Source organism: Rhodococcus sp. (in: high G+C Gram-positive bacteria) (assembly GCF_049591685.1).
GTDB lineage: Bacteria > Actinomycetota > Actinomycetes > Mycobacteriales > Mycobacteriaceae > Rhodococcoides.
On the sequence record NZ_JBAWFH010000356.1, the window covers coordinates 1 to 10,862 of the forward strand.

The 10,862-nt window shown below is 65.4% G+C and carries 10 protein-coding genes and 1 riboswitch; of the genes, 2 read left to right on the forward strand and 8 right to left on the reverse strand.

The window, feature by feature from the left end:
• From WBQ44_RS14970 to WBQ44_RS14980, 3 genes are all read right to left on the reverse strand, one after another.
• A partial coding sequence (locus WBQ44_RS14970; RefSeq protein WP_495567473.1) for an ArsA family ATPase occupies positions 1-1,223 on the reverse strand: 1,223 nt, incomplete at its 3' end.
• On the reverse strand, positions 1,220-1,657 hold the full coding sequence (locus tag WBQ44_RS14975) for an SRPBCC family protein (protein ID WP_495567464.1): 438 nt from the start codon (positions 1,655-1,657) through the stop codon (positions 1,220-1,222). The genes WBQ44_RS14970 and WBQ44_RS14975, both read right to left, overlap by 4 nt.
• Before the next feature lie 137 nt (positions 1,658-1,794).
• Positions 1,795-2,181 carry a polyketide cyclase / dehydrase and lipid transport gene (locus WBQ44_RS14980; RefSeq protein ID WP_495567465.1) on the reverse strand — a complete coding sequence of 129 codons (387 nt, stop codon included), beginning with the start codon at positions 2,179-2,181 and terminating at the stop codon, positions 1,795-1,797.
• 132 nt (positions 2,182-2,313) lie between these two features.
• Between WBQ44_RS14980 and WBQ44_RS14985 the strand changes: the two genes are divergently transcribed.
• Complete coding sequence (locus tag WBQ44_RS14985; RefSeq protein ID WP_495567466.1) at positions 2,314-4,119, forward strand: AMP-dependent synthetase/ligase; 1,806 nt, start codon at positions 2,314-2,316, stop codon at positions 4,117-4,119.
• A 31-nt stretch (positions 4,120-4,150) separates the two neighbouring features.
• Here the strand turns inward: WBQ44_RS14985 and WBQ44_RS14990 are convergent, their stop codons facing one another.
• The 5 genes from WBQ44_RS14990 to WBQ44_RS15010 all read right to left on the reverse strand — a co-directional run bounded on the left by WBQ44_RS14990 (position 4,151) and on the right by WBQ44_RS15010 (position 9,241).
• Positions 4,151-5,275 (reverse strand): glycosyltransferase family 4 protein, encoded by a 1,125-nt coding sequence (locus WBQ44_RS14990; RefSeq protein WP_495567467.1) that lies wholly within the window; start codon positions 5,273-5,275, stop codon positions 4,151-4,153.
• Positions 5,276-5,289: 14 nt separating this feature from the next.
• Positions 5,290-6,645 carry a peptidase MA family metallohydrolase gene (locus tag WBQ44_RS14995; protein WP_495567468.1) on the reverse strand — a complete coding sequence of 452 codons (1,356 nt, stop codon included), beginning with the start codon at positions 6,643-6,645 and terminating at the stop codon, positions 5,290-5,292.
• Between the two features lie 21 nt (positions 6,646-6,666).
• On the reverse strand, positions 6,667-7,728 hold the full coding sequence (locus WBQ44_RS15000) for a C40 family peptidase (protein ID WP_495567469.1): 1,062 nt from the start codon (positions 7,726-7,728) through the stop codon (positions 6,667-6,669).
• Between the two features lie 373 nt (positions 7,729-8,101).
• Positions 8,102-8,662 carry a C40 family peptidase gene (locus WBQ44_RS15005; RefSeq protein WP_495567470.1) on the reverse strand — a complete coding sequence of 187 codons (561 nt, stop codon included), beginning with the start codon at positions 8,660-8,662 and terminating at the stop codon, positions 8,102-8,104.
• 16 nt (positions 8,663-8,678) lie between these two features.
• Positions 8,679-8,844, reverse strand: a riboswitch (cyclic di-AMP (ydaO/yuaA leader).
• 115 nt (positions 8,845-8,959) lie between these two features.
• Positions 8,960-9,241, reverse strand: a complete 282-nt coding sequence (locus WBQ44_RS15010) for a hypothetical protein (protein ID WP_495567471.1) — start codon at positions 9,239-9,241, stop codon at positions 8,960-8,962.
• Positions 9,242-9,387: 146 nt separating this feature from the next.
• Between WBQ44_RS15010 and WBQ44_RS15015 the strand changes: the two genes are divergently transcribed.
• On the forward strand, positions 9,388-10,862 hold a 1,475-nt coding region (locus WBQ44_RS15015), incomplete at its 3' end, for a DEDD exonuclease domain-containing protein (RefSeq protein ID WP_495567472.1).

Below are 10,862 nucleotides of genomic sequence, written 5' to 3' on the forward strand. Positions count from 1 at the left end.
TCGAACTCCGCCCCGACCACCTCGCAACGGCGAAGCACCGACACCAGGCGAACCCGTCGACGAGTTCCGTCTGCGCCGATGATCACGTCGTCCTCCACTCGGCCCAGTTCGAGAGTCGCCGGATCGACGACGGGCAGCGCGATGGTCATGCTGTACACCGACTCCAGACCTGACCCCGACTCGTGGGCCACCACGGGCTCCCCCACCCCGTGGCTGCGTTGCTCGCGCCCGACGTGCGCTGTCACATCGGCGCCGCCGAAACGCGACACGAGCGTACCGAGAGAGTCCAATCCTACCGGCTCGCGTATCGCCTGCTCGACGATCACCAGCGAATAATCGGACGTCGCAGCCTCGATGGCGCTCATGACCGCCCGCTGCTCCGACTGCCAACTCTCGAACCAAAACACGGCCGGGTGGGTCCCGACCAAGGAGATGGGAGGCGATTCGAACGTCGGAAGAACTCTGTTGACAATGACGGTGTCGACGGGAAGTCCTGTCAGAGCGGCAGCCGACAAAATGCGACGGGTCTCGGCGACGGCGACGCGTTCCGGCGTCATGACCAGGGACGCGGACGTTCGGTCGGCGGCGAACAAGATCTCGCGCACCCGTTCCGCGGCGGTGACCACGCTCTCGAGGACCGCGACCAGCACCGTCAGCCGCGGATCCGTGCCGGTGCCTGCAACGATGCGGTCGTGCCGGGGCCATAGCCTTTCGAGATATCCGCACACCAGATCGGGCAGCTGCAGCGTCCGGAGCGCATCCGCCGTTGCCGGTAGGTCGACGTGAACGGTGTCCCACCTGTTCGAGTCGACCAGATCGACGATGCGCTGCAGTCCGAGCATCTCCTGCACACCGGGCGCTCCGACGATCTCCTCGGGATCGATGCCACCGAACCGCACACCGTGCTCGTGACCCGTGCCCGCCAACGCGACGAGCCCGCTCAGCGTCGAGTAGCGCGATTCGACCAGCGCGAGAGTGTCGAGTTCGAGGACGTCGAGACCCTCCGCGGCGGAGACGACCCCGTCATCGTTCGCGTTGGACCGCGTCCCGACCCCGAGCACATCGACGAGGGAATGCGACTGGTCGAAAGACACGACGAGCGAACGCGCACCGGAGCGGGCATCGTCCAGCGCCGCCTTTGCCGCAAGGGTCGTCTTGCCCGCACCGCCCTTGCCGACGAAGAGTCGGACCGCGGTATGGCCATCGGCTCGGGCGTCGCTCAGCCTTCGACCCGCTTCTTCAGTTCTTTCAGGGCGGTGTCCGTGATGACCTTCTCCGCCTTGCGCTTGAACAAACCGATCATCGGAATGTTGAGGTCGACGGTCAGTTCGTACGTCACCTCGGTGCCGCCCGAGGCGTTGTCCTTCAACACGTACGAGCCTGCCTGCGACTTCTGAATCTCCCCTGATACAAGTTCCCAGGACACGGCCGATCCGTCCGCGGCCCACTGGTAGCTCAGTTCGTAGGTGTCCTTGACCATTCCCGCGTCGAGTACGAACTTCACTCGATCCGCACGACCGCCGACGCCGACCTGGAGCACCTCCACCGATTTCGCAGCCGAAACCCAGGACGGATATGCGTCGAAATCGGCGATCACGTCCATCACCCGCGCGGACGGAGCATCGATCGTGATCGACCTCTGTGTCTTCTCGGCCATGCTGTTACTCGGTGTCCCTTCTCGTTTCTTCGATTCCCGTCTCCCGGAAACCGATCAGTGCTCGGACAAGTACTGCCCGCGAACGACGTGTGCGCCGTTCATCACACACGATGCCTCGTACCCGCACAACGTGCGCTTCATGCACCCGCGTGCTCGGGCCGCTCACCGGCAGGCCGACCGCGCTCGAGGCTCTGTTTCAGTTCGAACGCCACGACCTTGCCGGCCACGCGTCGCCTGCGGTTCTCCTCGGCGACGTCGACGCTGCCGTCCTGGGACTCGGCGTGGAGGAAGTAGTGCAGAACGACTCCGTGGAGAACGGGTGACGGTTCGAGCCACACCTCCATCGTTCCCGTCAGTGCGCCGTCGATGACCCACCGCATGCCCTTGTCCGCACGATCCTCCGTGACTGTGAGTCGCAGGTCGGGCCACCAGGACCGCCACTTGTCGCGGCGCGCCAGCACCTCGGCAACGACTGCGCCGGGGACGGCGACGAATGTCTGATCGGCAACTTGGATACTGCTCATTCGATGAGCTTCACACATTCGCGTGTCGCGTCACACACGAGGCGGTCGGTGACACGTCGGGCGCGGGTCTACAGTGAGACGAATCCGAGCTACTCGTGAGTAGAGCTAACCTTTTCTTGCCTGGAGGTACCCGTGCGTGAGTTCGCATCGCCTGCCGACTTCGTCGCCCCGATCAGCGAGTCGGCCGTCGACACCGTGTTCTCGCGGGCGTCTTCCGCGCCCGACTCGATCGCGTTTCGACGCCTCGAGGGAAGCACGTGGTTCGATGTCTCAGCCGGTGTGTTCGCGAGCCAGGTCACCGAAGTCGCGAAGGGGCTGATCGCCGCAGGGGTCCAGCAGGGAGACCGCGTCGCACTCATGTCGTCGACGCGCTACGAGTGGTCGATGATCGACTATGCGATCTGGGCTTCGGGCGGCGTCACCGTCCCGATCTACGAAACGTCTTCGGCCGGGCAGGTCGAGTGGATCCTCTCCGACGCCGAACCCGTACTCCTGATTGTCGAAACCGCAGCACACGTTGCCGAAACAGCCGCTGTCGTAGGGTCTTCCGCGACCGTCCGACACACGTTCCGTATCGAAGGCGAGACCAGCGAATCGGGTGCGATTCGCGAGTTGACCGAACTCGGGTCGACGGTGTCCGCGGATGACGTGCATGCGCGGGTCGCAGCCCTGCAATCGTCGGACCCGGCGACGCTCATTTACACGTCGGGTACGACCGGTCGCCCCAAGGGCGTGCAACTGACACACGCGAATCTCATTTCCGAGTCCCGCGGTATCCGCGAGACCTCGCTGAAAAGCCTTCTGCGAGAGGGTAGTCGGACGCTCATGTTCCTTCCGCTCGCGCACGTTCTCGCGCGCGCAGTGACCATCGCGGCGTTCGACGCGGGAACGACCGTCGGGCACACCAACGACATTCCGAATCTCGTCGCGACGTTCGGGGCGTTTCAGCCCGATTTCATCCTCTCGGTGCCACGCGTGTTCGAAAAGGTGTACAACACCGCGAAGCAAAAGGCTCACTCGGACGGCAAGGGCAAGATCTTCGACGCCGCAGCCGATACGGCCGTGGCGTGGAGCGAGGCACAGGACGGCAGCATCGGTCTGATCCTCCGCGTCAAGCACGCGATCTTCGATCGTCTCGTGTATTCGAAGCTCCGTGCGGCGCTGGGCGGTCGATGCAAGCTCGCAATATCGGGTGGCGCTCCGCTCGGCGCACGCCTCGGACACTTCTATCGGGGCATCGGCGTACCCATCTACGAGGGCTACGGGCTGACCGAGACGAGTGCGGCGTTCGCGGTCAACACCATCGGGCATCAGCGAGTCGGCAGCGTCGGGCGTCCGCTGCCCGGCAACACCGTCCGAATTGCCGACGACGGGGAGATCCAGCTTCGCGGGCCCGTGGTGTTCACCGGCTACTGGCGCAACGAAGAGGCGTCTGCGGAAGCACTGACCGACGGCTGGTTCAACACGGGCGATCTCGGTTCGGTGGACGAGGACGGCTACATCACCATCACCGGCCGCAAGAAGGAACTCATCGTCACCGCGGGCGGCAAGAACGTTTCACCCGCGGGCCTCGAAGACCAGCTTCGCGCGCATGTGTTGATCAGTCAGGCCATCGTTGTCGGAGACCAGAAACCGTTCATCGGCGCGCTGGTCACGCTCGACGCGGACGCACTGGTCGGGTGGAAGGCCTCTCACGGCAAGTCCGCCGACGCCACGGCGGCCGACCTCGCGACGGATCCCGACCTGATCGCCGAAATCGACTCGGCCGTCGCCGACGCCAACAGGTCTGTCTCACATGCGGAGTCGATCAAGAAGTACCGCGTGCTCCCGAACGATTTCACCGAAGAGTCCGGCGAGATGACGCCGACGATGAAGCTGAAGAGAAACGTGATCACGAAGTCCTACGCGAACGAGATCGAGGCCATCTACGCTCGCTGAGATGGCCACACGGTCGTCGGAGTCGCCCGGGTCAGAGCAGGGCTCGCAGCCTCTCGGTGAGGGTGTCCCAGCACCAGCTCTTCTCGACCCACCGACGGCCTGCAGACCCCATCGACGCGGCGAGCGCGCGGTCGGACAGGATCGACACGATGGCCTCGGTGATCCCGTCGACCGATCGGCCGTCGACCACCAGCCCGGTCTTGTTCTGCTGCACCGTTTCCGGCGCACCACCGGACCTGCCCGCTACCACCGGAACACCGCACGCGGACGCTTCGAGGTACACGATGCCGAGCCCTTCGACGTCGAGGCCGCCGCCGCGGGTTCGGCTCGGCATCGCGAACACGTCGGCGATCGTATGGTGTGCCGCCAGTTCCGCGGACGGCACGGTGCCGGTGAAGATGACGTGGTCGTCGACGCCGAGTTTTCGGGCCATCTCTCGCAGGGATTTCTCGTACGGGCCACCTCCCACGATGACGAGTACCGCGCCGTCGACTTTCTTCCTGATGCCGCGGATCGCGCGAATCAGGTAGTCCTGCCCCTTGCGCGGCACCAGTCGCGACAGGCAGAGCACCGTAGGCCGATCGCCGAGTCCGTACCGCGCCCGTAGCTCTTCGCGTGCAGCGGCGTCGGGCTTGAAGCGCTCGGTGTCGACTCCGGGCGGCACATGCTCGAGTGCGGCTTGCGCACCGAACGCAGCAGCGAACCGCCCCCTCGTGTACTTGCTGACGTAGGTGACGGTGTCCACGGTGGTACCGATCGTCCGCAGGGTTGCACGCCCACCGGGCACCATCGACCAGCCGACCTCGTGACCGTGCGTGCTGGCCAGGATCGTCTCGGCCCCTGCGCGTCGTACCACGGGCGCCATCACGGCGAGCGGCGCTGCCGCGCCGAACCATACGGAATCACAGTTGTGTGTACGGACGAGTTGCGCGGCGCGGCGCGCGACCGACGGTGTCGGCAACATCAGCGTGGTGGGGTGCCGCACGATTTCGAAGTCCTGCCGAGCGTCGAATTTGATATGGCTGTCCCCCCGCCACCGCGGCGCGTAGACGACCAATTCGTCCGCCGGGAACCTCGTGGCGAAACTGTGCAGGTATGACTGGATCCCACCCGGTCGCGGCGGGAAGTCGTTCGTCACCAGCAGTGTCCGACGCATTGGACCACCGTAGGTCAGCGTGAGCGCCGGAGAACCCACGACCCCCAGGCGGTCACGAACTCGGACGCGTTCGCGCCTGTCGTCGCCCGCAGCGCTTCGTCGATCTCCGTGGCGCTCCTCGGTCCGGTGGCCAACAGGCCGTACAGAGTCCGCAGCGCCGGTTCACCGAATTGTTCGGCGACGTAGGCGCAGACCGACCAGGCTGATTCGTACGCGAGGGTCGAGCGCACTCCCCCGGCCGTGAAGTCCGAGTCCTCGGGGAGCACTGTCGGAGGTCCACCTGCGGCCACGACCCGGGCAAGCGTCGGCGCCAGTCGGCCGAAGTCGGCCCCGGACCCTCGATATCCTGCGTAGTCGGCGAAGCCTTCGAGAATCCAGGTGGGAGAACCGTCGACGGTGTTCGTTCGCGCGGCCACATGCGTCAACTCATGCCGTAGAACCGAGCGAGTCGAGAACTCGTCCAGCCGTTCCTGCGCGACAGGGCTGAAGATCACACGCTGACCGGTCACGGGAACGTCCGGAGACACGACGTCGGACACCGTCACCGCCGCCACGTCCGTTCCGGCCGCAACGCTGCCTCCGGAGGCTGCGAACTCCGCCGGCGATCCGGCGGCGATCAGCAAGGTTTTTCGGGGCCACTCGGACCCGTAGAATTCGGTTACCGCGGCGACGGCAGACGGAAGCTCGGCCACGAGACGCGCGACAAGTGCGGACTGCGCGGGGTGGCCCAGCACGACGGATGTTCCTCCGGAGGTCTGTACGGATGTAGCCGTCACGGGACCGAAGTCCCACGGACCCTTCCAGGTGCGCCGGTCGATGCCCGGAATTTCGGTGTCGGACACGATGCGCCACCGATCGCCACGCTTCGCCACCAGAAGAGACACCGGACGGGTTGTCGACTCGGTGTCCGGTCCGGTGACGGCGTAGCGCAAGACCACGGACGGCGCCCACACGTCCGCGGCGTCGAGCGGAGTGGCAACGGACGAGGGGACCGGCGTTTCCGGCTCGTCGACGAGCTCGTAGCCCCAGTCGTCGAGCGGGACGTCGGTCAGCGCAGCCGCACGCCGAAGTTCGGATTGGACGAACTCCGGTGGTGCGGACGGGTCCATGACTTCGCGGATCGCATCAGCGTCGTCGTTCCGAATCGCCTCGGCCCACTGCGCGAGCAATGTCTCGACACCGGCACGCCGTTGTTCCTCATAGGGATTGGCTGCGGACGCCGACTCGGAAGTGGATGTCGGTTCTGCTGAGGACGTCGACTCAGGTCCGGACGTGACGCCGCAGCCGACCGACAGCAGAGCACACAGCAGCAACACCGAGAGGCGGGCACTCTGCAGCAGTACCGAGAGGCGGGCGCTCCGTGAGGTCACCAGGGGTTACCGACGTGCTGTTCAGTAGCGGCGCGCACCGTAGTACGGCCACGACGCCATCGATTGCACCTTCACCGGCACACCGAACGTCGAAGCGTGCAGAACGTTGCCGTTGCCCGCGTAGATACCGACGTGAGAAGCGTCCGAGTAGAACAACACGACGTCGCCGGGTTGCAGGTCCCTCTGATCGACGGGCGTGCCGCCTGCGGCCTGCGCCTGGCTGGACCGCGGGAGTGTCTTCCCGACCTGCTCGTAGGCCCAGACGACGAGGCCGGAGCAGTCGAACCCGTCCGGACCTGTCGCACCCCACACATAGGGCTTACCGATTTGCGTCAGACCGGCCTGCAGCGCGCCGGTACCGGAGCCCGGCGTCAGAGTGGACAGGATCTTCGACAAATCGAATCCGGGAGGCAGCGCCGCACCCGCCAGCTGCGCTTGTTCGGAGGCCGACAGCGCGTTGAAACTCGCGACGACCTCGACCATCTGGCCCTGGAGTTCGCTTTGCTTGGCCTGTAGGTCATCGCTGACGACCCGCGCCTGCTCCGCTGCCGTGCGAGCCTCGTCGGCGGCGAGTCGAGCCGCTTCCTCCGCAGCCGCGGCAGCCGAACCCGCCTGCTTGAACTGCTCGACCTGACGTGCAGTTTCGGCCGAGATGATGTCCAGGGCCGACATCTGGTCGAGGAGCTGCTGCGGTGAATCGCTGACCATGACGGCGAAGAGGCGGTTCGTTCGACCACCCTGGTAGTTCACGTTGGCGACCTTGTCCATCGCCGGCTTCAGCTGCGTCAGCTCGCCCTCGGCGCGCGCGAGCGCGTCCCGATGTGTTCCGAGTGCCACCTCGGCATCACGTTGGGCGGCAGCTTTGGCATCCAGATCGATCTGAGCGTTGTGCAGCGCCTCATTGGTCTGCTCGGATTCGCGTGACAGATCGGCCAGTCGTTCCTGCGCTTCGGAGGCAGAGTTCGATCCGGGCTGCGCGGATGCGGGGACCGCCGGAGCGACGAGGAGACATCCGGCAATGGCTGCTGCGGCCAGAATGGTGCGCTTGGACCGCGAGACTCGCTTGGCTGTCGGTGTGGTCACGGGTGAGTGACTCTCCGTTCTTGCAGATCAACTGGTGCTGCCGGTGTCGAGCCGTTCGGTGCACCGAGTGGCTTTTGAAGCGTGGCGGGATCGGAAACAAACCCTACTCAGGAGTAACGCCGAATGTGCGGGTTTGCCGCCCTATGTCGTCGCCCGATTCCGGTCGACCAGTATGCGAGCGCCCGTTCGACGACTCGGTCAGGTTACGGAACGGCATCAGCGGTGTCGAACGGCGGTGATGTCGAACGGCCGGCAGGGCTCACCGAGGCCTGCCGCGCCGAAATGGGCTCGACGTCCCGAAACGACGAAAACAGCACCACCCGCGCCGAATTTGGGCTGCGCGGCTGATGCTGCATTCGTCTCGATCATCGAATCAGTAGCGACGGGCTCCGTCGAACGGCATCGACGAAACGGGGGCGACCTTCACCGGCACGCCGGAGGTCGATGCGTGGATGACGTTGCCGTTGCCGGCGTAGATACCCGAGTGCGAGCCACCGTAGAACGAGATGACGTCGCCGGGCTGCAGCTCCGACTGGGACACTGCGCGACCGGCGGCCGCCTGGTCGTAGCTCGTGCGCGGCAAGCTGACGCCGGCCTGCTTGTAGGCCCACTGAACCAGACCGGAGCAGTCGAAGGAGTCCGGGCCCGATGCGCCGTAGACGTACGGTGCGCCGATCTTGGACTCCGCAGCCTGAACAGCCTTGGCTGCGGGCGTGACCTGGGGTGCGATGGGGGCCGGAGCACCTGGGATTCCGGGGATCTGACCGGGCATCGGGGGAAGACCTGGAATCTCGGGAACTTCGAACGTACCGATTCCGGGGATGGTGATGGGGGCCGCCATTGCGGGCGCAGCGGGCAGAACGACCGCGCCGGCTGTGATCGCGCCGGCTACGAGAATTCGACGCAATGTGCGGTTTGAAGTATGTGACGCCACGAAAAAAGTTGCTCCGTTTCTTCCACTCATCCGCCGACCGAGTTAGCTGACGGGTTCGGGCTGGGAAGATCAGCCCTACCCGCTTCGCCGCGGTTGGCGACGTAAGCAGGATTCACCCCAATGGAAATCGGGTTCCCGGTACGGGCGCTCTCACGAGCATCCCGATTAGGCGGTGACTTGCGACGCCACTCCGGTTTGGACTGGCGAGACTCCGCAAGGTCTCAGGAAGGTTACGAAATGGCATACCCCCGTGTCGACCCCGACCCGCGGGGGAACACCGAATCAGGCCGTTGGGCGTCAGATTGCGCGCCGATCGGATGCTGTGTCACGGGACGGTAACGACCGGCCCTCCGGCCGACGTTCATCTTCGACAACGAGGCGCAGTCGGGGCACGAGACCGCTCTCGGCAAGCACGTCCATTGCCCCCAGTTCTTCCTGGTCGAAAGCCATTTTCGTTGGCCTGGAACCGACGGTGACGGAATCGCCCGTGGCCCAGCCCGGCGCACCGAGGAGCACGGTCACCACGCAGTCGGCACACGCGATGTCTCGGACCTTGCAATCGCTGCAGTCGACAATCATGTGATCCTCATCTCACTTGCGGGCCGAGTCGTATTTTCGGCCTTCGACGCGAACCTAACGGCCGACACCGACACGAAACTTTCGAACGCGCGTTCGTCCGCGCGCCGCCATTGTCTTGTCGGTGTGCGGCGTTAGCGTTTTCGTTCGTGAGCCTCCCGATCCAACTGAGCTTCGACGAGCTCGACACTCCGCTGCACGACACCACGTTCGTCGTGGTGGACCTGGAGACCACCGGCGGGAGTGCCGATACCGAGGCCATCACCGAAATCGGTGCCGTCAAGGTTCGAGGTGGTCAGGTCGTGGGCGAGTTCGCCACGCTGGTCGATCCGGGCCGGTCCATTCCGCCGTTCATCGTCGAACTGACAGGCATCACCACGGCGATGCTCATCGGCGCCCCTCGAATCGAACGCGTTCTACCCAGCTTTCTCGAGTTCGCGCACGGTTCGGTACTGGTTGCACACAACGCCCGCTTCGACACCGCGTTTCTTCGTGCTGCCGCGTCGCGACTGGATATCGCGTGGCCGAAGTTCCAGGTGTTGTGCACGGTCAAGCTCGCTAGACGGGTGCTTGCTCGGGACGAGGCACCCTCGGTCAAACTGTCCGCGCTCTCGTCGCTGTTCCAGGTGAGCACGCAGCCGACGCACCGCGCGCTCGACGACGCCCGCGCCACCGTCGACGTCTTGCATGCCCTCATCGAGCGGGTCGGAAACCAGGGCGTACACAGCTACGCCGAACTGGTGGACTATCTGCCCAACGTTTCGGCGGGACAGCGGGCGAAGCGTTCCCTCGCTTCGCACCTGCCCCGGACGCCGGGCGTGTACCTATTCAAGGGGCCCGGCAACGAGGTTCTCTACGTAGGTACGTCCAACAACCTGCAGAGACGCGTCCGCAACTACTTCACGGGCTCGGAGACGCGGGGCCGAATGAAGGAGATGGTGTCCCTCGCCGTAGACGTCGACTACGTCGAATGTGCTCATGCACTGGAAGCCGGTGTGCGTGAACTCCGGTTGCTGAGCGCGCACATTCCGCCGTACAACCGGCGTTCGAAATTCCCGAAGAAGGGCTGGTGGATCACCACGACCACCGAGGCGTTCCCCCGGCTCTCCGTGGTGCGCACACCGACTCCCGATTCGATCGGGCCCTTCCAGGTCCGTAGTGATGCCGCCGACGCAGCCGCCCTCGTGTCCGAGTTCGGCGGTATCCGAACGTGCACCCGCCGCATTCCGAAGACCGCCACTCACGGCCAGGACTGCCCTCCGGCGGCCGTCGGCGGGTGCGCTGCGGCAGCCGCTGGGATCGTCACCCCCGATCAGTACGCGTACGCACAGGTTCGCTTTCACGATCTGGCACGCGGAGTCGACGACGGGGTCCTCGACGCCGTAGCCGCGCGCATCACCGCACTCGCCGAGGCTGAGCTGTTCGAGTCTGCTGCCCGCCTTCGAGATCGACTGGCCGTCCTCGCCGGAGTTCTCGGACGACAGCATCGACTGTCGGCCATCGCTGCCATCGAAGAGTTGGTGGTGGCACGCCGCACGGACGAGGGCGGTTGGGAACTCGCGGTCGTCCGTCACGGTCGCCTCGCGAACGCCGCAGTGACTCCACGCCGGGTGCACCCGATGCC